The following is a 20,663-nucleotide window of genomic DNA, read 5'->3' on the forward strand; positions in this document are numbered from 1 at the left end:
AACTTTCCTAGTCCCCAGTCCCTAGTCCCCAGTCCCCAAAAGGTGACATACTTTTCAAACACCCTTTTTGTGTGGCAGTTGTGCAATAAGTTAATAAGATGAGTTTAAATTGGATTACGCCTGCTAAACGTTTACAAGCTTTGCCTCCTTATGTTTTTGCGCGGTTGGATGAGTTGAAGGCGCGGGCTAGGGAACAGGGTTTAGATTTGATTGATTTGGGAATGGGAAATCCTGATGGCGCAACGCCTCAGCCTGTGGTGGAGGCGGCGATTCGGGCTTTGCAAAATCCGGCTAATCATGGTTATCCGCCTTTTGAGGGGACTGCTAGTTTTCGGCGAACTATTACTGATTGGTATCAGCGTCGTTATGGGGTGGAACTCGATCCAAGTAGTGAGGCTTTGCCTTTGTTGGGTTCTAAGGAGGGTTTGACTCATTTGGCGATCGCTTACATCAACCCAGGCGATCTGGTTTTAGTTCCTTCTCCTGCTTATCCCGCCCATTTTCGGGGGCCAGTAATTGCTGGTGGTGAGGTGTATAGTTTAATCTTAAAGCCGGAAAATGATTGGTTAATTGATTTGGGGGCGATTCCTGATGAGGTTGCCCAACGTGCCAAAATTCTTTACTTTAATTATCCGAGTAATCCGACTGCGGCGACTGCTCCACGAGAGTTTTTTGAGGAAATTGTGGCTTTTGCCCGTAAACATGAAATTATGTTAGTTCATGATTTGTGTTATGCAGAGTTGGCTTTTGATGGTTATCAGCCGACTAGTTTATTAGAAATTTCCGGTGCGAAGGAAATAGGTGTAGAGTTTCACACTATGTCTAAAACTTATAATATGGCTGGTTGGCGTGTGGGTTTTGTGGTGGGAAACCGTCATATTATTCAAGGTTTACGTACTCTAAAAACTAATTTGGATTATGGGATTTTTGCGGCTTTACAATCAGCGGCAGAAACTGCTCTTAAATTGCCGGATGTATATTTACAAGAGGTGCAAGAACGCTATCGCCTGCGTCGGGATTTTTTGATTGATGGGTTGGCGAGTTTGGGTTGGAATGTGCCGAAAACTAAGGCGACGATGTATCTTTGGGTGCCCTGTCCGTTTGGTGTGGGTTCGACAGATTTCGCACTTTCCGTATTGCAACAAACTGGTGTTGTAGTTACTCCGGGAAATGCCTTTGGTGTTGCTGGTGAGGGTTATGTGCGAATCAGTTTAATTGCTGATTGCGATCGCCTAGCTACTGCTTTGCAACGCTTTAAACAGGCTAACATCCGTTACCAATCAGAAGCATTAGTTGCTAGTTCAGAGTGAAAGTTAAATTTGTCGCAAATTACGTAATTCTCTGCTGGGTCATTTTTGGCTTAGCTATTATTTGGTGGCAACAATCTGTTGCTAATGGATATAGTTTTTCTCCCAATTCTTCCTCAGATCCCCAACTTCTTAAAGAAGTCGGGGATCTAAAAATGTTAGTTAATCAATCGGCGATTAATCCGCAAGTAGTTGCTGCTAATACGCGATTTGGTTTAAAGTTATTTTCTCAGTTGCAAACTAAACAAACTAACCAGAATGTTTTTATTTCTCCCACTAGTGTAAGTATGGTTTTGGCGATCGCTTACAATGGGAGTAATGGTGAAACTAGACAAGCGATCGGTCGGACTTTAGAGTTACAAGAAATCAATATTCAAGACCTTAATGCAGCGAACGCACTAATCAAAAATCAGCTACAAGAATCTAATTTGAAATCTCAACTTAAGATAGCTAATTCTCTGTGGCTCGATCGGCAAGAAAAAATTAACCCAGATTTTACTCAAAGAATTCAACAACATTATCAAGCTGAAATTCAAAATATTGACTTCCGACAAACACAAGCTTCAGTTACTATTAATAACTGGGTGCAAAGAAGTACCAACGGCAAGATAAATACTATTATTGAGCGCATAGAACCAAATACTGCTTTTCTTTTACTCAATGCAATTTACTTTCTAGGTAATTGGAAATATCCCTTTTCTAAAGAGTTAACTAAAGACTACCCCTTCACTTTGACAAATGGAACTCAAAAGCCAGTCAAAATGATGTTCCAACAAATACCCGGATTAAAATATTATGAAAATGAATTATTTCAAGCAATTAACTTACCTTATGCTGATAATAGATTAAGTATGTACGTTTTCTTACCTAATAAAAATTTAGGTTTAAGCGGCTTCTATCAGAATTTAAGCCATAAAAACTGGCAAAAATGGATGGAAAAATTTAATAGTAATCAACTAGATAGCGATTATTCTCAACAAGTTTCAATTGGATTACCTCGCTTTAAATTAGAATATCAAGTTGATTTAGTCGATAGTTTGAAAGCTTTAGGAATGCAGATAGCTTTTAGTCAGAAAGCCGATTTTTCGGCAATGTCTATTCCTCCTTTATGGATTAGTAAGGTTCAACACAAAACTTTTGTAGAAGTAAATGAAGAGGGTACTACAGCCGCAGCAGTTACTCTTAGTGGAGGTAGTAGAGGAGGAGTAATGCAGATAGTTGTCGATCGTCCTTTCTTTTGTGTAATAAGTGACAATCAAACCGGAACTATACTGTTTATGGGATCTGTTGTAGACCCTCAGTAAGATGTAATTTTAAAGTATAAAATGTAATGATCAGCGAAATAAATCAATAATTTTTAGCAAAAGTAAGATATTTTCGTTCACAATTAAAATGATCGCGCTTGTTAACCCAAATACTCTATGTCAGAACCTCGTTGTGTAATGATTTGCCAACACACTTCTTGCCTGAAAAACGGTTCAGCAGAAGTATTAGCCGCCTTCAAAGCTAGAGAAATGGCAGAAGTAGAAGTAAAACCTAGCCTTTGTCTGGGACAATGCAGTTCTGGCCCTACAGTGAGAATTCTACCTGATGAGATTTGGTATTGTCGCGTCCAACCTAGCGATGTTCCTGAAATTGTTGAACAACATCTTCAGGAAGGAAAACCTGTACAAGCCAAACTAAATCCTAGAATTCATTTGAGAGTAGAAATGTTTTTATCCCCTTAATTTTCTAATATTTCCCCAGCTAAAAAAATGGATTATAAACAAGATAAATTAAATTATAAATTTTCCTGGTTTGACTGGTTTTGTCTATGGTATCCACCAGGTTGGTTGATTTTGTTTAACCGCCATTGGCAAAAATATCACGCCGATCCTGATGGTTGGAATTGGCTAGAATATATTTTGTTTTTAATTCCCGCTGGTTTTTATTTAGCATTATTAATTCGCTGGTTACGTCTTGGTTGTAGTTTTCCCATTCAGCAAAATAGGGAATTTAATCCGAATTATCAACAAGCTTTTCGTCAAGAAATCCTGGCTCCTATTGCTAAATACTATTTTCGTGGGGAGTTAAATCAAGTAGAAAATTTGCCAGAAACAGCACCATTAATAGTGGCAATAAATCATGCAGGAATGTCTTTTCCTTGGGATTTTTTAGTATTAGCTTATTTGTTGGGAGAAAAGCGCAATTGGACTGTGCAACCCTTGGCTGGAATATCTTTATTTGAACATCCTTGGATGATTTGGTGGCTACCACCTGGATGGTCAAAAGTTTTAGGGGGTGTGCGAGCAGAATTAGATGATTTTGCAGATGCAGTTTCCCACAGAATTATTTTACTTTATGCACCTGAAGGTATACGTGGCCCTGGCAAAGGTTGGTTTTCCCGTTATCAGTTAGAAACTTTTCATCCTAGTTTTATTAGTTTAAGCGATCGCTATCAAATCCCTATTTCCCCCGTAGTTTGTTTAGGCAGTGAGTTCCTCCATCCTTGGGCTATCAACATCAGAAAAGTAGGTAAAATCTTTGGTCTACCTTTCCTACCCATTTCGTTTTTAATGCCTATATTTGCACTTTTTCCCTCAATGGGTGTTTGGGCAATGAAAACTCGATTGTCTTATTATATTCAACCTGTTTGCTTCCCCGAAAATTCTGCTAATACTAATCATACTAATGCTTATCGTCGCGCCCAAGAGCTAAAAGAAAATATGCAAAAGCAAATTTTTGAATTAATTAAAAAATATGTTAAGAATTAATATTTGACGGGAACTTTTTCGGCTAAAACATCGACTTATGATCTGTCAATGCTTTTTAAGAGAGCAACTAACTAAGGATAATTATGAAAAAGCAACTACTGAGTCGCATGAGTTTAGTTTTAGGTTCGATCGTAATTATTTTACTAGCAGGATCGCTGATTCAACAACCTAAAGAAGTGAAAGCTAACTTAAATAACAACAGTTTTACCAAACAAAAGCCTAATAATATGAATGACCAATTAGTGCAAGCAAATACTGATTTTGGGTTTAAATTATTTTCCCAAATTTTCGCCAAAAATGCCGAGAAGAATATTTTTGTTTCGCCTAGTAGTGTGGCGATCGCACTACAAATGACTTACAATGGTGCATCTGGTTCTACTCAACAAGCAATGGCTCAAACCTTACAATTACAAGGAATGAGTTTAGCAGAAATTAACCAATCTCAGTTAGCTTTAATGGAAAGTTTAACGAAGATCGATCCGAAAGTTCGGCTAGATATTGCTAACTCTCTTTGGTTAAAACAAGGATTTCCTTTTAAACCTGAATTCTTGCAAACAACAGAGAAATATTACCAAGCAAAAGCGACAAATTTAGATTTCAACAACCCCAATTCTGTAAAGATTATCAATGATTGGGTAAGCCAAAACACTAACTCGAAAATCCCCACAATCATTGATAGTATCGATCGTTCAGCCGTTTTGTTTTTAATTAATGCTATTTACTTTAAAGGTAATTGGCAAAAAGAGTTTTCTAAATCTGCTACCCAAGAAAAACCTTTTACCTTACTTAATGGAACTCGCAAACAGCATCCTTTGATGTCTCAAACTGGTAAATATCGTTACTACGAAAACGCTCAGTTTCAAGCTATTAGTTTGCCTTACGGTTCGGGACGTTTAAGTATGTTTGTATTTCTGCCTAAACCGAATGTTAAACTGACAGATTTTTCCAGAAGTTTGACTGCGGAAAACTGGCAACAATGGATGAAACAATTCTCTTCTAGAGAAGGGGAAATTGTTTTACCACGATTCAAATTGGAGTATGATATTACTTTAAATGAAGCACTGCAAGCATTGGGAATGGGGGTAGCTTTCCAAAACCAAGCAAATTTTTCTAACATGACTTCAAAGGAAGTACAAATTGATGAAGTCAAGCACAAAACTTTTGTGGAAGTTAATGAAGAAGGTACAGAAGCAGCGGCAGTAACTTCTGTAGGTGTTAGAGTAGCTTCCGTACCAATAAACCCACCTTTTAAAATGGTAGTCGATCGCCCTTTCTTCTGTGCGATTCGCGATAATCAAACAGGAACAATTTTATTTATGGGTTCAATTGTAGATCCTAAATAATCATGTAGGGTGCGTTACTAACGCACCATTCATCTGACAAGTTTAACTATGTTCTACAAAACGATAACCTTTACCATAAACAGTGTGAATTAGCTGACTTTCATTATTTGCTTCGATTTTTCGACGCAACAAACGAATTAAAGCAGCTAATACATTGCTACTCGGTTGTTCCTCACCACTCCACAAATATTCGTAAATTTCTGTGTGAGTTAATAATTGTCCGGGATGACTCATCAATAATTCTAAAAGTTGACTTTCTTTTTCTGATAATTCGATCGTTCTTCCCTGACGATAAGCTACTTGATTTTCTAAGTCTAATTCTAAATCCCCAACTTTTAATCTTTGATGAGTTGTAGCCGATTCTAACACTGTTACTCGGCGCAATAAAGCGCGAACTCTTGCTAATAACTCGCGTAATTCAAAAGGTTTAACTAAATAATCATCTGCGCCAGCATCTAAACCTTGTACGCGATCGTCTAAAGTATCTTTAGCAGTCAAAAATAAAACCGGAGTAGTTTTTCCTTGACGGCGCAACTCCTGACAAATTTCTAACCCGGAGATTTGCGGTAACATCCAATCAAGAATTAATAAATCATAATTTCCCTGTGTTGCTAACTGACTTCCAGAAATGCCATCATAAGCAACATCTACATTGTAACCGTCACGAGTTAATATTGCTTTGAGAGGATCGGCAAGTTCAGTTTCATCATCAACTAGAAGAATTTTCATAGAACTTTTGAGAAGGGTATGTTGTTGCGCTTTAGCGCTAAATTCTAGCGCTAAAGCGCAACAACGTACCTAGTAATTATTTCTGCGGCACTACCTGTTACACTTTAAGATCCAACTAATTAAACATCAAAAATCGCTATGTTGACTGTTGCATTACCAAAAGGCGCACTTTTAAAAGATACCATTCGTTTATTGCAAACTGTGGGGTTAGATTTCAGTGCTTTTTTAGAGTCTGACAACCGCCAATTACAAATTTCCGATCCCAGCAATACCGCCCAAGCTTTGTTAGTGAGGGCGCAAGATGTTCCGGTTTATGTAGAATACGGACAGGCACAATTGGGAGTTGTCGGTTATGATGTATTGCGGGAAAAACAGCCGAAAGTTGCCCATATCGCCGATCTAAAATTTGGTTATTGTCGGTTATCTGTTGCTGTAAAACAGTCTAGCCCTTATCGATCGGCTTTGGAACTTCCGCCACATGGAAGAGTAGCTTCTAAATTTATTAAATGTGCCGCAGAATATTTTGAAGCTTTAGATTTACCTGTGGAAATTGTACCGCTGTCTGGTTCAGTGGAATTAGGCCCAATTACAGGAATGTCGGAAGCAATTGTTGATTTGGTTTCTAGCGGACGAACTCTTAAAGAAAACGGCTTAATTGAAACTGATGTGTTATTTGAAAGTACAGCTAGACTGATTGCTAATCCTTTAAGTTATCGGCTTAATTCTGATGATTTACATGGCTGGTTGGATAAAGTGCGATCGGCAATTTTAGCGAAAGTTTAATCAATTATTTGTCATTTGTCATCTAGAAAAAGGTAGAAGGTAGAAGGGAATAAAGTTAGTGTACCGCTTTTTAATTTGTTCCTGTTCTAAAATCTAAAATATAAAATGGAATAGCTGAATAGTTGCGAATTAGGTTTGAGAATGACTCGTTTATCACCGCTAACTAAGGAAGATGATCACCAAAATTTGCCGCGCCGAGAAAGTGATTGGCGATTATTTTTGTGGCTAGTCCCTTATGCACGCCGAAATCAGAGATTATTACTAATATCGATCGCCCTTTTACTACCAGTAGCAATTTCTGGTTCAATTCAGCCATTACTAATTGGACAAGCTGTTTCTTTAATTCGAGGAGAAAAGACAACTTTTCCTTTTTTACAAGGGATTCCTTTATATCAAGGTATCAATATTTTGGCAGGTTTACTGTTAGTATCAGTAGCCATTCGGATTGTAGTTGTCAGCGTTCAATCTTACACAGTTCAGAGAATTGGGCAACAAATTACAGCCGCAATTCGCGAGGATTTATTTACTCATGTAACCTCCTTAGCGGTGAGATTTTTCGATCGAACTCCGGTAGGGAAATTGATTACTCGGTTGACTAGTGATGTTGAAGCTTTAGGAGATGTTTTTTCTACTGGCGCGATCGGGATTGTCAGCGATTTATTTAGTATTTTAGTAATTGCCATTTTCATGTTAACTCTGCAATGGCAATTAGCAATGATACTGATATTAATGCTAATTCCGGTTTCCCTAGTAATCATTTATTTTCAAAAGCAATTTCGCAAAGCAAATTATAAAGCTAGGGAAGAACTTTCGCAGCTAAATTCCACACTTCAAGAAAACATTGTGGGAATTAGTGTGGTGCAAATGTTCCGCCGAGAAAAGTTTAACTCTGAAATGTTTCGCAACATTAATAAACGCTATATTCGGGAAATTGACATCACAATTTTCTATGATTCGGCTGTTTCTGCTACTTTAGAATGGATTTCTTTAGTTGCGATCGCTTGCGTTTTAGGATTAGGTGGATGGCTTGTATTGCGGGAAAATTTAACTTTTGGGATCTTATCCACCTTTATTTTGTATTCTCAACGTCTCTTCGATCCCCTCAGACAATTAGCCGAAAAATTTACCTCAATTCAAGCAGGTTTTACCGCTGTCGAACGGATTACAGACATTCTCAATGAACCGATCGAAATCCGCGATACCGAAACCCCAAAATCTTTGCCGATTATCAGCTATGTTCATAATGATGGCGTTTCCTCGATCGGAGAAATTCGCTTTGAAGAAGTTGACTTTGCTTATAAATCAAACGAATACGTTTTAAAGAACCTCAATTTTACCATTAATCCCGGAGAAAAAGTCGCTTTAGTTGGGCCGACAGGTGCGGGAAAAAGTTCAATTATTCGGTTATTATGTCGGCTTTACGAACCTACATCAGGACGAATTATTGTTGATGACGTTGATATTCGTGACTTACCTCAAACCGAACTGCGTCGTCACATAGGCGTAATTTTACAAGAAGGATTTCTCTTTTCTGGTGATGTCAAAAGCAACATTACTTTAGGTGAAAACTATTCCTTAGAAGCAGTCAAAGCTGCCGCTAAAGCCACCAATGTTGACCAATTCATCGAACAATTACCTCAAGGTTATGACACCGAACTGAGAGAAAGAGGAACCAACCTTTCAGGAGGTCAAAAACAATTATTAGCCTTTGCCAGGGCAGCAATTCGTAATCCGAGAATCCTAGTTTTAGACGAAGCAACTGCTAATTTAGATGTCAGAACTGAAGCTTTAATTCAAGAAGCATTAGAAAGATTACTAATAGGGCGTACTGCCATTATTATCGCTCATCGACTTTCCACAATTCGCAATGTAGACCGAATTTTGGTACTAAAACGAGGAGAATTAGTCGAAACAGGAAGTCACGACGAACTATTAGCAAAAAATGGACTTTATGCCAGCTTGTATAAATTGCAAATGTTAGGGGCTTAGGGATTGGGGACGTTCGGCTGAGCGCTCACGTCGAAGCCTGGGGACTAGGGACTAGGAAACTTACTTTCATTTATCCCCAATACAGTAAATAAAATAGCAATCCTCTTTGAATTGTAAACTCCTCTCTCTTCTCTGTGTCTGGAGTGGTTCAAAAAATTTCTAACCTTTGATAAAATGAGTTAATCCCAGTCGCCAGATAAATCTGGCGAATCAATTTAAAGCCTAAAATAGAATGACCACTTCCGAAGCTTCTCTGTCAAAAAACACCGTTGTTACTGATTCTAATAATCAGAGTAATTGGTCAAATGTTCTGCAACAATTACTCGACAAACAATCTTTATCTAATAGCCAAGCCGCAGATTTAATGCAGGGATGGCTAAATGAAGCAATTGAACCTATTTTATCAGGCGCAATTTTAGCCGCCTTACAAGCCAAAGGAGTTTCTGCTGAAGAATTAGCAGGAATGGCTAAAGTATTACAGGCAAAATCTCTGTCATCTGGAAATTATTCTGCCCAAAATTTAGCCAATTCTGTAATTGATACTTGCGGTACTGGTGGCGATGGCGCATCAACTTTTAATATTTCTACAGCAGTGGCTTTTGTGGCAGCGGCAGCGGGTGTAGCAGTGGCTAAACATGGCAATCGTTCTGCTTCTAGTCGGGTAGGTTCTGCGGATGTTTTAGAAGCTTTGGGAGTCAATCTTAGTGCTAATCCCGAAAAAGTGCAAGCGGCATTATCAGAGGTAGGAATTACTTTTTTGTTTGCCCCTGGATGGCATCCGGCATTAAAAGTTGTTGCCCCTTTAAGACGGACTTTAAAAGTAAGAACTGTGTTTAATTTGTTAGGGCCATTAGTTAATCCTTTGCGTCCTACGGGTCAGGTAATTGGTGTTTGCGAACCTCATTTAATGTTGACTATTGCTAATGCTTTGAGTCAGTTGGGAATGGAAAAAGCGATCGTCCTACATGGCAGAGAAAAATTAGATGAAGCGGGATTAGCAGATAAAACAGATTTAGTAATATTGACATCAGGAAAAATTAAATTAGAAACAATTTCTCCTGAAGAATTAGGTTTAACAACAGCACTAACAGCCGCAATTCGAGGTGGCGACGTTGCAGAAAATGCGGAAATTTTACGCAATGTTTTGCAAGGAAAAGGTACAACTGCTCAACAGGATGTAGTAACATTAAATGCAGCGATCGCACTCCAAGTTGGTGAATTAATTCCTGTTGGTGATTATCAAAAAGGAATTGCAGTAGCGAGGGAAATTTTATCTAGTGGCGCAGCTTGGACAAAATTAGAACAATTAGTTGAGTTTCTTAAATAACTCAAACTCAGGTTCAGATCTTGTGTCTCTTGGTGCAAGATCTGAGCTTAATAGAATTGTGTCTTATACAAATTCATGTAAAGAAAGCAAAGCAAGGATTAACTCTTTTTTTTCTGTCTCATCTTTGTTATTATTAAACGATACATTTATTTTTTTATTAAGCAGTAATAAGTTCATATTTTTAATAAGTTCTTGATAGTTATTACCATATTTGCCAGTTTCTATGGCTTTTCTAAAATCTTTATCTCTAGCTGCTTTAAAGGATTCAATTAGTAAATCTACAGCTAGAAAATCGATTATCATCGTCATTCCAAATAATTCCAGGTGATCCTTCAGTCGTTGTTGTAATAATTTTCTTATTATGCTTAAGCAAAAACTTAAGTGTGACAGCTTTTTCTCCATCCCAAATATCAATTAATGCAATATGTTTCATCCTGTCATCAATTTTAAAACCAGCAAGTAAATTTTTTAAAAAATCTACCCGATCGGGATTCCCAGCACAATGCAGTAATCCAAAAATCAGTTGTAAAAGCGTACTTTTCCCACCACCATTTTGACTACCAAGGGGAAAAATATTAGGGAAAAAATCCTTTTCAAATGTAATATCAACATTTTGTAAAACGCGAAAGTCAGGAACTTGCACTCGTAGTAAACGCATAAAAACTTTTCCGCATCGCTTGATAGAGAATATTTTAACAAGCTTAAATCCCCAATCCCCAGTCCCCAGTCCCCAATCCCCAGCCCTAAGTACAAGGAACCGATCGCAAATATTCGCTAAGATGAGAGCGATCGCCAATTACATGAAATTTTGGCCCCCTAGATGCCATTTCCACAATACTAACTGCGGCTACAGGCATCGCCAAGCGATCGCGATATCTACCCACATCTATTCCCAACAATCGACAAAGCATAATTCTAATTGTTGCTTTGTGCGACACAATTAACACATTTCCATCAGAATATCTTTCTTGAATTTCCTGAATTACTAAAGAAGAACGACGGGCAATATCGATCGCCCTTTCCCCATTTGGCGGCGCAATCCAAGCAGGATTTGTTAACCAATGTACAAATTCATCATGAAATTCCTGATTAACTATTGATGGGTGTAAACCTTCCCAACAACCATAAGAAACTTCTCGCAATCCGTCTCGCAATTGCATTTTTAAACCCACAGTTTCACAAAAAGGCGTTGCTGTTTGGATCGTGCGATATAAAGGGCTGACAAACGCAGCTTTCCAAGGTAAATCACAATAAGCTTTCGCAAAAGCTTCTGCCATTAAAATTCCCTCTGGTGTGAGTCCCGGATCGTTTTCGATCGTGCCACAATAACCACCAGTAATACTATAAGCAGTTTGACCGTGACGCAAAAAATAAAGCTGTAAAGTCATTTGTCATTCGATTTTACAGACCCCCGACTTCTTTAAGAAGTCGGGGGTCTCGAATTAATGTAAAATTGCAGTTGCTTGGACGTATTCTTTCAACTCAATGTTTACTGGTTGAACTTTCCAGAAATCCTCGCAATAATCGCGGATGGAACGATCGGAGGAAAACTTACCCATTCTTGCCACATTGAGAATAGACATCCGCACCCAGCGATCGATATCGCGGTATGCTTCACTTACTCGATCCTGAGTATCGATGTAGGAACGATAGTCAGCTAATAGCATATATTGATCGTTACCTAATAGATGATCGACTAAAGGTTTAAACAATTTTGGATCGCCGTGAGAGAAGAATCCAGAAGCAATCCGATCGATCGCCAATTTCAACTCAGGATCTTTTTGGTAATATTCCCAAGGTTGATAACCCTCTTTTTTCAAAGCATAAACTTCTTCCGTTGTTAATCCAAACAAGAAAAAGTTTTCCGCCCCTACTTCTTCCCGAATTTCCACATTTGCACCATCCAAAGTGCCGATCGTAATTGCGCCATTTAAGGCGAATTTCATATTACCTGTACCGGAAGCTTCTTTACCTGCGGTCGAAATTTGTTCCGAAAGATCTGCCGAAGGATAAATTCTTTGAGCAAATTTCACATTGAAATCTTTCAGGAAAACTACCTTCAAGCGATCGCGCACATCAGGATCTCGATTAACGATATCTCCCACAGAATTAATCAACTTAATGATTAATTTTGCTATGTAATAACCCGGTGCCGCCTTCCCACCAAACAAAAATGTTCGCGGTGTAATATCAATGTCAGGATTAGCTTTAATCCGATTGTACAAAGTAATAATGTGCAGCACATTCAAGTGTTGACGTTTATATTCGTGAAAACGTTTCGCTTGAATATCAAACATTGAATTAACATTGACATCAATATCTGTGGTTTTCTTGATATAATCTGCCACATCTTGTTTGATTTCTAGCTTCATTTCCCGCCACTGGCGACGAAATTCTGGATCTTCAACAAAAGCTTCTAACTTTTTCAGTTCGTACAGATTTTTGATCCACTCGTCACCAATTTTGCTATTTAGCAATCTACAAAGTCTGGGATTACTCAACACCATAAAACGTCGCGGAGTAACACCATTAGTTTTGTTGTTAAACTTCTCTGGGTACATTTCGTAGAAGTCGTGCAACACATCTTTTTTCAACAATTCAGTGTGTAATGCTGCAACACCATTAATTGAGTAACTACCCACACAAGCTAAAAATGCCATGCGAACGTAGCGTTCCCCGGATTCATCAATTAATGACATCCGTCGCAATCTATCTGTATCGTCGGGAAACTTCATGCGGACTTCATCTAAGAAACGTTTGTTAATTTCGTAGATAATTTCTAAATGACGGGGTAACATTTTGCCAAATAAACCGATCGGCCAACGCTCTAAAGCTTCTGGCAATAAAGTATGGTTAGTGTAAGCAAAACTTTGCTTAGTAATCCCCCAAGCTTTCTCCCAAGGCATATCATATTCGTCAACCAATAACCGCATCAATTCTGGGATAGCAACTGATGGGTGAGTATCATTTAACTGAATAACAAATTTTTCGGGGAATTGTTCCAAAGGAACTTTTTGTTGTTCCATAATTCGCATCATATCTTTGAGCGAACAGGAAACAAAAAAGATTTGCTGTGCTAAACGCAGTTCCTTACCTTGAGCCGAGTTATCGTTAGGATAAAGTACTTTCGAGATGTTTTCCGAAACCGTTTTTTGGTGAACTGCGCCTAAGTAATCTCCTGAATCAAAAGCGTAAAAATCAAAAGATTCCACTGCTTCTGCTTTCCACAAACGTAGGGTGTTAGCGGTGTTAGTTTTGTAACCCAGAATTGGTGTGTCGTAAGGAATGCCTTTAACTACTTGGTTAGGAACCCAATATATTTTAAAGTTTCCATGTTCGTCAGCACGCTTTTCTGTATGTCCGCCCAGTTTAACTTCTACAGACCATTCTGGACGGGGGAGTTCCCAAGGATTACCAGCACTTAACCATTTGTCGGTAATTTCGACTTGCCAACCGTCTTTGATATCTTGATCGAAGATGCCGAATTCGTAGCGAATGCCGTAACCTAATGAGGGAATTTCTAGGGTGGCGAGGGAGTCAAGGTAGCAAGCTGCTAATCTACCTAAACCGCCGTTACCTAACCCAGGTTCTTCTTCTTCTTCTAGCAATTCTCGCAAGTCTAGTCCGAGTTCTTGCATTGCTTGATTAACTTGGTCATAAATTCCCAGGTTAATTAGATTGTTGCCTAATTGTGGCCCCATGAGGAATTCGGCTGACAGATAAGCAACTGTGCGGGAGGCGTTTCTGCTGTAGGTTTCGGCGGTGTTTAACCAACGGCGCAGCAAGCGATCGCGCACCGTGTAAGCTAATGCCATGTAAAAATCATTTTTACTGGCAATTTGGGGAAATTTCCCTTGAATATAAAACAGGTTATCGGCAAAGGCTCTTTTTAGCGTTTCTACACTTAACCCAGTGCGATCGTCTTCTACTCTAACTTCTGTTACTGTTTCTGATGAATTCGGCAATGTTTGCATAAATCAAATTCCCACCGATTTTTAGATTTTAGACTTTATATTTTAGATTGGCGATTTCCCTAATGAAAAATCGCCAATCTAAAATCCAAGAATCTTTGGCTTATTTACTGGTTGCTAATTGTAACACTGCTCCAATTCCTGCACCCATTTCTTCAGCAGTGATTTTGCCGTCTTTGTTGATATCTAAGGCATCAAATACTGCATCACTTCCCATCCATTCTTCACGGGTAATAAATCCATCGCCGTCTAAGTCATAGACATGGAAAATATCTTCCGCTGCATGGCTGAGGGTAGCTGCACCTTCCAAGCGTGCCAGTCTGTCTGCTAATAATTTTTCCAGAGTTTCTAGAGCTTTGGTGAATCCTTTGATACCTTCATCGAGTTTTTCGTTAGCCATGCGATCGGCTTCGTGCATTTTATCAAAGGTTGCTTTGTCGATCGAGATTTTTTCTATCTCTGATTTTGCCGCTAATTCGGGATCGAGTTTGCGGGGTAAATCTCCGGTAGCTGCTTGCAATTCTCCCAACAATGCCGGAGAAATTGTCAGCAAATCGCAACCTGCCAACTCAGTAATTTCGTCAAGATTACGGAAACTAGCTCCCATCACCTCTGTTTTGTAGCCAAATTTCTTGTAATAATTATAAATTTGGGTAACAGAAAGTACTCCTGGATCTTCTGCGGGTGCGTAACTAGTTTTCCCAGTTTCTTTCTTGTACCAATCGAGAATTCTCCCCACAAAAGGCGAAATCAAAGTAACTCCAGCTTCAGCGCAAGCGATCGCTTGATGCAACCCAAACAACAAAGTTAAATTACAATGAATTCCCTCTTTTTCTAACACTTCAGCGGCGCAAATTCCTTCCCAAGTTGAAGCAATTTTAATTAAAATTCTCTGTTTAGAAATCCCCGCCGATTCGTATTCTGAAATTAAATAACGAGCCTTAGCAATTGTCGCTTCTGTATCATAAGAAAGTCTCGCATCTACTTCTGTAGAAACGCGACCGGGAATAATTGCCAAAATCTTTTTCCCAAAAGCAACCGCCAAGCGATCGAACGCCAAAGAAAGTATTTGAGAATCAGGCGCACCAGCACCCGCATCTTTTTTTGCCGTTAACAAAGTCTCATCAACAATTTCTTGATACTGAGGCATTTGTGCCGCTGCTGTAATCAAAGAAGGGTTAGTTGTCGCATCTCTAGGGGTAAACTTTTCAATTGCTTGAATATCACCTGTATCAGCAACCACAACTGTCATTTCTCGCAGTTGTTCCAACAAAGTTTTAGCCATTTTTTGTCTATCCTTTTTTGTTTAGCGATCGGGGACTGGGGACTAGGGACTAGGGACTGGGAAGAATTGGGGGGGTAGGGAGGTAGGGGGGTGGGGGGAATTTCTAGTTCTAGATCTCTCCCCATCTCGCCATCTCCCCATTTCCCCATTTCCCAGTCCCTAATCACCTAATTAATAGGGCCATTTCCAGTGCATCACATCTGGTTTGTCAGTGCCATATTCGTGAGCGTAGTTGCGGCAATCAATTTGCATATTTTTGAATTTTTCTTTAGCATGAGCGCCTGCAACTTTCAGCTGAGGAATGCGATCGATCGCATCGATTGCTAAACTATAGCGATCGATTTGGTTTTGAATCGCCAATTCCAAAGGAGTGTTAATGTTACCTTTTTCCTTGTAACCCCGGACGTGCATATTGTTATGATTTGTCCGTCGATAAGCAAGGCGGTGAATTAACCAAGGATAGCCGTGAAAATTGAAGATAACTGGCTTATCAATGGTAAACAAACTGTCAAAATCAGCATCACTTAAACCGTGAGGGTGTTCCGTTTCTGGCTGCAATTTAAACAGATCGACCACATTAATAAACCGAATCTTCAAATCCGGGAATTCCTGACGCAACATTACCGTTGCTGCTAATGCTTCCAATGTGGGAATATCACCCGCAGAAGCCATCACTAAATCGGGTTCGCAACCTTGGTCGTTGCTTGCCCAATCCCAGATACCAATACCTTTGGTGCAGTGTGCGATCGCCGCATCCATAGTCATATACTGCAAGTGCATTTGTTTGTCAGACACGATCACATTCACGTAATTTTTACTCCGCAAACAATGATCTGCCACAGACAACAAAGAATTCACATCTGGAGGCAAATAAATCCGAGTCACCGCAGCACTCTTATTCACCACCACATCCAAAAAGCCCGGATCTTGGTGCGTAAAACCATTGTGATCTTGCCGCCAAACCGTTGAAGTAATCAACAAATTCAACGAAGAAATATCCGCCCGCCAAGAAAGATGACGGCAAATATCCAACCACTTAGCGTGTTGGTTAAACATCGAATCAATCACATGGACAAAAGCCTCATAAGTTGAGAAAAATCCATGTCTTCCAGTTAATAAATAACCTTCTAACCAACCTTCCAAAGTATGCTCGCTGAGCATCTCCATCACCCGACCTTCGGGAGACAGTTCGCTACCATCCAAATCTTCCGGGAAAAACTCAGCAATCCAGAACTTCTTACTAACCTCGTAAATCGCCTGAAGTTTATTCGAGGTATTTTCATCCGGCCCAAACACCCGGAAATTATTCATGTTCCATTTCATCACATCCCGCAAGAAAACACCCAAAGGTCTGGTATTTTCTGCTTCAATTTGGGCGGGCCGATCGAATGTTATCCCATATTGTCGGAAATCAGGCATCCGTAAATCTTTCCGCAACAAACCCCCATTAGCATGAGGATTCGCACCAATCCGCCGAGTTCCCTTCGGTGTCAAATCCTTAAGTTCGGGAATTAATCTACCATTTTGGTCAAACAACTCTTCTGGTTTGTAGCTGCGTAACCATTGTTCTAACAAATGGAAGCTTTCTGGATTCTTCACCACATCTGCCATTGGTACTTGGTGCGCTCTCCAGAAACCTTCTACCTTGTGTCCGTGAACTTCTGCTGGGCCAGTCCAACCTTTAGGACTACGGAACACAATCATCGGCCAACGGGGACGGATGATCTTACTTGTACTCCGAGCTTCCAACTGAATTCTTTTAATTTCGCCAATACAATGATCCAAAGTAGCTGCCATTGCTTGGTGCATTGTATCGGGATCGGACCCTTCCACAAAGTAAGGAGTGTAACCGTAGCCTTTAAACAGGTTTTCCAATTCTTCGTGGCTAATCCTTGCCGGAATCGTTGGATTATTGATTTTGTAACCGTTCAAGTGCAGAATCGGCAACACCGCACCATCCCGCGCTGGGTTAAGAAACTTGTTGGAGTGCCAAGAAGTTGCCAGAGGCCCTGTTTCCGATTCGCCGTCACCGACTAAAACAGTAACAATTAAGTCCGGGTTGTCGAAAGCTGCACCGTAAGCATGGGAAATACTGTAACCGAGTTCGCCACCTTCATGAATCGAACCGGGAGTTTCTGGGGTGCAGTGACTACCAATACCGCCCGGAAAAGAGAATTCTTTGAAGAAGGTTTTCATGCCTTCTTCGTCTTCGCTTTTCTCTGGGTAAATTTCTGAGTAAGTGCCTTCCAAGTAGCAAGGGCCAAGATAACCGGGTGCGCCGTGTCCGGGGCCTACCAGGTAAATCATGTCTAGGTCTTGGTTTTTAATCACTCGGTTTAGGTGAGTATAAACAAAACTAATCCCTGGACTCGATCCCCAGTGTCCCAACAAGCGTTTTTTGATCTGTTCTATTTTTAATGGTTCTCTGAGCAGCGGATTTTCTCGTAGGTAAATCATTCCCACTGCTAAATAGTTACAAGCTCGCCAAAAAGCGTGGACTTTGCGAAGTTCTTCACTACTAAGGGGTGCGCCTTCTACTGTCGATCGTGCTGTGCCAAAGGCGCTAATCGATGCAATATCACTGGTTGGTTTCGGAGGAGTTGCTACCATATTTCCTCATTCTCAAAGTTTTCTTGAATTTATACAATTAGTACGCAGATCTAGTTCTATAACTAGTGAGTTTCTGCTTAACTCATCATTTCAGTTGGGCAAAATTCCTAGAAAATAATCCCTATTAACGGATAGATAATTGATGATTATTTTTCTAGGTGGTGAAGTTTTCTCTCGATCGCGATTAGCTTTGTATAAGCATTTTTATCTTTATCTTGTTGATTGAGATAACTTTCCCAGGTAGTTTACCATCTAAATTGCTATCAATTCATCACTGCAACTATAAAATAAATTTTAAAATTTTGAATTTTTGTATAAGATTTATCATTAAAGTTTACTATTGTAAAATTAAATACGGTTCTTAGTAAATAATTTAATATTTTGTTAATGTGTTAATTATCTTATCTTAAGTAGGATAGTGTAAGAGCAGTGCAAATTTTGTTAATAAAAATACTTTTTAAAATAAAATCTAAAGTTTTCTCAGTTTGGCAAATATTTATGGTATTAAAATAAAGTTTGAATATAGTGGGGAATAAGATTTTAAAGGTTACTGTATGAGCTTAATGCTGTATTTTTTACGACACGGACAAACCCCTTATAGTCGTGCTAATGGTTACTGTGGCTCGCTCGATCCAGAGTTAACTGATGAAGGAATGGAGATGGCGAAGGCTTTTGGTGAGGCGTATAAATCTTTTCCTTGGACTGCGATTTTTTGTAGTCCGATGCGTCGTACTATAGCGACAGCGAAACCATTGTGTGATGCGATCGGCATGGAAATGCAATTGCGAGATGGACTTAAAGAAATTGCTTATGGAAAGTGGGAAGGTTTATCTCCTGAAGAGGTTAGTTTACAATTTCATGATGATTACATTCGCTATTTAGCAGATCCGGGTTGGAATGCGCCAACGGGCGGAGAAAGGGCGGTTGATATTGCTCAACGCAGTTCTAATGTACTTGAGGAGATCGAACAAACTTATAAAACGGGTAATATTTTGGTTGTTTCCCACAAGGCGACCATTAGAATTATGCTTTGTTGGTTGTTGGGAATTGATGTGGGGAGGTTTCGCGATCGCATTTCTGCACCCGTAGCTTCTGTCAGTGTAATCGAATACGGAGTGCATGGCCCCTTACTTCATGCGTTGGGCGATCGGTCTCACCTAAGCGAACATTTACGCAATTTGCCCGGTACTTAAGCTGTTATCTTCTGGTTATTTACAGTTAGATTAACCAGAAAACATTCGTTAATTTAACATGGGAATTCATCCAGATGGAAATATTAGTTCTCAATGCCGGATCTAGCAGTCAAAAAAGCTGCCTTTATTCCCTCAAAGAAGATGCGATACCATTACATCCACCAGCACCACTTTGGGAAGCACAAATAGATTGGACTCACCATCAAGGTGTAGCAGAACTGAAGGTAAAAACAATTAATGGGGTGGTTTTCCAAGAGGAATTAAATACCCAATCTCGACTAGAAACTGTTGAATATATGTTACAAACTCTTCAACAAGGAGAGACTAAAGTAATCGATAGTTTAGCCGAAATTGATTGTGTTGGTCATCGGGTAGTACATGGGGGAGATAAGTATCACGACAGCACTTTAATCACCAAAGAAGTTAAGGATGCGATCGCAGATTTTGCCAAATTTGCCCCCGTACATAACCCAGCTAATTTAGAGGGAATTGTCGCGATCGAACATATTTTAGGCGAGAAAGTAACTCAAGTTGCCGTTTTTGATACGGCTTTTCATGCCCAAATGCCAGAAGCAGCTATTGTTTATCCCTTACCTTACGAATTTTACGAACATGGCATTCGTCGCTACGGTTTTCATGGCATTAGTCATCAATATGTTTCCCAACGTGCAGCCCAAATTTTAGACAAAGATTTAACCTCATTAAAGTTAGTAACCTGTCATTTGGGAAATGGTTGTTCTTTAGCAGCTGTAAAAAATGGATACAGCATAGATACCACAATGGGATTTACTCCCACTGCTGGATTAATGATGGGAACTCGTTCGGGAGATACCGACCCGGGAATTATTATTGACTTGTTGCGAAGGGGTCATACAGGCGAACAAATCGATGATATTTTTAATCGTCGATCGGGATTTTTAGGACTTTCGGGAATATCTGCGGATATGCGAAAAATTGAGGAAGCGATCGGCCAAGGTAACAGCCGTGCTAAACTCGCTTACGATGTTTATATTCACATATTACGCTCTTTTATTGGCGCAATGATTGCCACTTTAGAAGGTGTAGATGCCATAGTATTTACAGCAGGAGTGGGAGAAAATGCAGCTAATGTCCGTGCTGATGTTTGTACATCTTTTGCATTTTTAGGGCTGAAAATTGACGAAGAAAAAAATAATCATAGACCTGTCGATCGAGATATTTCTACACCTGATTCCCCTATCAAAGTATTAGTAATTCACACCCAAGAAGATTGGGCGATCGCCCAAGAATGTATCCGCTTAACTCAACTATCCACTGTTCCCAGTTAGTTGTAATACCTATTGCAATATACAAAAAAGATTGTAGAGACGTTGTATACAACGTCTCTACAGTGC

16 protein-coding genes and 1 pseudogene are annotated in these 20,663 nt (G+C 39.6%); 10 read left to right on the forward strand and 7 right to left on the reverse strand.

Annotation, left to right across the window (positions count from 1 at the left end; all coding sequences use genetic code 11):
- Window positions 1–98 precede the first annotated feature (98 nt).
- The 5 genes from ACE1CA_RS30475 (at window position 99) to ACE1CA_RS30495 (ending at window position 5,403) form a co-directional block, all read left to right on the forward strand.
- Window positions 99–1,310: an aspartate aminotransferase gene (locus tag ACE1CA_RS30475; protein ID WP_413277967.1), complete on the forward strand. Its 1,212-nt coding sequence runs from the start codon at window positions 99–101 to the stop codon at window positions 1,308–1,310.
- Between the two features lie 152 nt (window positions 1,311–1,462).
- Window positions 1,463–2,611, forward strand: a complete 1,149-nt coding sequence (locus tag ACE1CA_RS30480) for a serpin family protein (RefSeq protein WP_413277966.1) — start codon at window positions 1,463–1,465, stop codon at window positions 2,609–2,611.
- Between the two features lie 117 nt (window positions 2,612–2,728).
- Complete coding sequence (locus ACE1CA_RS30485; protein ID WP_413277965.1) at window positions 2,729–3,034, forward strand: (2Fe-2S) ferredoxin domain-containing protein; 306 nt, start codon at window positions 2,729–2,731, stop codon at window positions 3,032–3,034.
- 27 nt (window positions 3,035–3,061) lie between these two features.
- Entirely contained in the window at window positions 3,062–4,060 is a 999-nt protein-coding gene (locus tag ACE1CA_RS30490) for a 1-acyl-sn-glycerol-3-phosphate acyltransferase (RefSeq protein WP_413277964.1), read from the forward strand.
- Window positions 4,061–4,143: 83 nt separating this feature from the next.
- Complete coding sequence (locus tag ACE1CA_RS30495; RefSeq protein ID WP_413277963.1) at window positions 4,144–5,403, forward strand: serpin family protein; 1,260 nt, start codon at window positions 4,144–4,146, stop codon at window positions 5,401–5,403.
- Window positions 5,404–5,445: 42 nt separating this feature from the next.
- Here the strand turns inward: ACE1CA_RS30495 and rppA are convergent, their stop codons facing one another.
- Window positions 5,446–6,132 carry a two-component system response regulator RppA gene (rppA, locus tag ACE1CA_RS30500; protein ID WP_413277962.1) on the reverse strand — a complete coding sequence of 229 codons (687 nt, stop codon included), beginning with the start codon at window positions 6,130–6,132 and terminating at the stop codon, window positions 5,446–5,448.
- Between the two features lie 138 nt (window positions 6,133–6,270).
- Here rppA and hisG point away from each other — a divergent pair, with 138 nt between their 5' ends.
- From hisG to trpD, 3 genes are all read left to right on the forward strand, one after another.
- Window positions 6,271–6,915 carry an ATP phosphoribosyltransferase gene (gene hisG, locus ACE1CA_RS30505; RefSeq protein WP_413276475.1) on the forward strand — a complete coding sequence of 215 codons (645 nt, stop codon included), beginning with the start codon at window positions 6,271–6,273 and terminating at the stop codon, window positions 6,913–6,915.
- Between the two features lie 141 nt (window positions 6,916–7,056).
- A complete protein-coding gene (locus tag ACE1CA_RS30510) occupies window positions 7,057–8,904 on the forward strand; it encodes an ABC transporter ATP-binding protein (protein ID WP_413276476.1) in 1,848 nt (615 codons plus the stop codon).
- 232 nt (window positions 8,905–9,136) lie between these two features.
- A complete protein-coding gene (gene trpD / locus ACE1CA_RS30515) occupies window positions 9,137–10,231 on the forward strand; it encodes an anthranilate phosphoribosyltransferase (protein ID WP_413276477.1) in 1,095 nt (364 codons plus the stop codon).
- 63 nt (window positions 10,232–10,294) lie between these two features.
- Here trpD and ACE1CA_RS30520 read toward each other — a convergent pair whose 3' ends face one another.
- The 6 genes and pseudogenes from ACE1CA_RS30520 to ACE1CA_RS30545 all read right to left on the reverse strand — a co-directional run bounded on the left by ACE1CA_RS30520 (window position 10,295) and on the right by ACE1CA_RS30545 (window position 18,097).
- Window positions 10,295–10,534: a hypothetical protein gene (locus ACE1CA_RS30520; protein ID WP_413276478.1), complete on the reverse strand. Its 240-nt coding sequence runs from the start codon at window positions 10,532–10,534 to the stop codon at window positions 10,295–10,297.
- Between the two features lie 183 nt (window positions 10,535–10,717).
- Window positions 10,718–10,889, reverse strand: a pseudogene (locus ACE1CA_RS30525) (ATP-binding cassette domain-containing protein); the annotation flags it as partial.
- An 85-nt stretch (window positions 10,890–10,974) separates the two neighbouring features.
- A complete protein-coding gene (locus ACE1CA_RS30530) occupies window positions 10,975–11,619 on the reverse strand; it encodes a histidine phosphatase family protein (protein ID WP_413276480.1) in 645 nt (214 codons plus the stop codon).
- 54 nt (window positions 11,620–11,673) lie between these two features.
- Window positions 11,674–14,205 (reverse strand): glycogen/starch/alpha-glucan phosphorylase, encoded by a 2,532-nt coding sequence (locus tag ACE1CA_RS30535; RefSeq protein ID WP_413276481.1) that lies wholly within the window; start codon window positions 14,203–14,205, stop codon window positions 11,674–11,676.
- 100 nt (window positions 14,206–14,305) lie between these two features.
- Complete coding sequence (locus ACE1CA_RS30540) at window positions 14,306–15,487, reverse strand: transaldolase (protein WP_413276482.1); 1,182 nt, start codon at window positions 15,485–15,487, stop codon at window positions 14,306–14,308.
- 171 nt (window positions 15,488–15,658) lie between these two features.
- Window positions 15,659–18,097, reverse strand: a complete 2,439-nt coding sequence (locus ACE1CA_RS30545) for a phosphoketolase family protein (RefSeq protein WP_413276483.1) — start codon at window positions 18,095–18,097, stop codon at window positions 15,659–15,661.
- A gap of 554 nt (window positions 18,098–18,651) precedes the next feature.
- Between ACE1CA_RS30545 and ACE1CA_RS30550 the strand changes: the two genes are divergently transcribed.
- Together ACE1CA_RS30550 and ACE1CA_RS30555 are read left to right on the forward strand one after the other, a co-directional pair.
- Window positions 18,652–19,290, forward strand: coding sequence for a histidine phosphatase family protein (locus ACE1CA_RS30550; protein ID WP_413276484.1), 639 nt, complete (start codon window positions 18,652–18,654; stop codon window positions 19,288–19,290).
- A gap of 74 nt (window positions 19,291–19,364) precedes the next feature.
- Window positions 19,365–20,597, forward strand: a complete 1,233-nt coding sequence (locus ACE1CA_RS30555) for an acetate kinase (RefSeq protein ID WP_413276485.1) — start codon at window positions 19,365–19,367, stop codon at window positions 20,595–20,597.
- Window positions 20,598–20,663 lie beyond the last annotated feature (66 nt).

The sequence above is a fragment of the Floridaenema evergladense BLCC-F167 genome (genome assembly GCF_041929205.2).
GTDB lineage: Bacteria > Cyanobacteriota > Cyanobacteriia > Cyanobacteriales > Aerosakkonemataceae > Floridanema > Floridanema evergladense.

Coding starts and splice junctions, on each gene's coding strand:
- ACE1CA_RS30475 (WP_413277967.1), top strand. CDS start 99: ATGAGTTTAAATTGGATTACGCCTGCTAAACGTTTACAAGCTTTGCCT.
- ACE1CA_RS30480 (WP_413277966.1), top strand. CDS start 1,463: ATGTTAGTTAATCAATCGGCGATTAATCCGCAAGTAGTTGCTGCTAAT.
- ACE1CA_RS30485 (WP_413277965.1), top strand. CDS start 2,729: ATGTCAGAACCTCGTTGTGTAATGATTTGCCAACACACTTCTTGCCTG.
- ACE1CA_RS30490 (WP_413277964.1), top strand. CDS start 3,062: ATGGATTATAAACAAGATAAATTAAATTATAAATTTTCCTGGTTTGAC.
- ACE1CA_RS30495 (WP_413277963.1), top strand. CDS start 4,144: ATGAAAAAGCAACTACTGAGTCGCATGAGTTTAGTTTTAGGTTCGATC.
- rppA (WP_413277962.1), bottom strand. CDS start 6,132: ATGAAAATTCTTCTAGTTGATGATGAAACTGAACTTGCCGATCCTCTC.
- hisG (WP_413276475.1), top strand. CDS start 6,271: ATGTTGACTGTTGCATTACCAAAAGGCGCACTTTTAAAAGATACCATT.
- ACE1CA_RS30510 (WP_413276476.1), top strand. CDS start 7,057: ATGACTCGTTTATCACCGCTAACTAAGGAAGATGATCACCAAAATTTG.
- trpD (WP_413276477.1), top strand. CDS start 9,137: ATGACCACTTCCGAAGCTTCTCTGTCAAAAAACACCGTTGTTACTGAT.
- ACE1CA_RS30520 (WP_413276478.1), bottom strand. CDS start 10,534: ATGATAATCGATTTTCTAGCTGTAGATTTACTAATTGAATCCTTTAAA.
- ACE1CA_RS30530 (WP_413276480.1), bottom strand. CDS start 11,619: ATGACTTTACAGCTTTATTTTTTGCGTCACGGTCAAACTGCTTATAGT.
- ACE1CA_RS30535 (WP_413276481.1), bottom strand. CDS start 14,205: ATGCAAACATTGCCGAATTCATCAGAAACAGTAACAGAAGTTAGAGTA.
- ACE1CA_RS30540 (WP_413276482.1), bottom strand. CDS start 15,487: ATGGCTAAAACTTTGTTGGAACAACTGCGAGAAATGACAGTTGTGGTT.
- ACE1CA_RS30545 (WP_413276483.1), bottom strand. CDS start 18,097: ATGGTAGCAACTCCTCCGAAACCAACCAGTGATATTGCATCGATTAGC.
- ACE1CA_RS30550 (WP_413276484.1), top strand. CDS start 18,652: ATGAGCTTAATGCTGTATTTTTTACGACACGGACAAACCCCTTATAGT.
- ACE1CA_RS30555 (WP_413276485.1), top strand. CDS start 19,365: ATGGAAATATTAGTTCTCAATGCCGGATCTAGCAGTCAAAAAAGCTGC.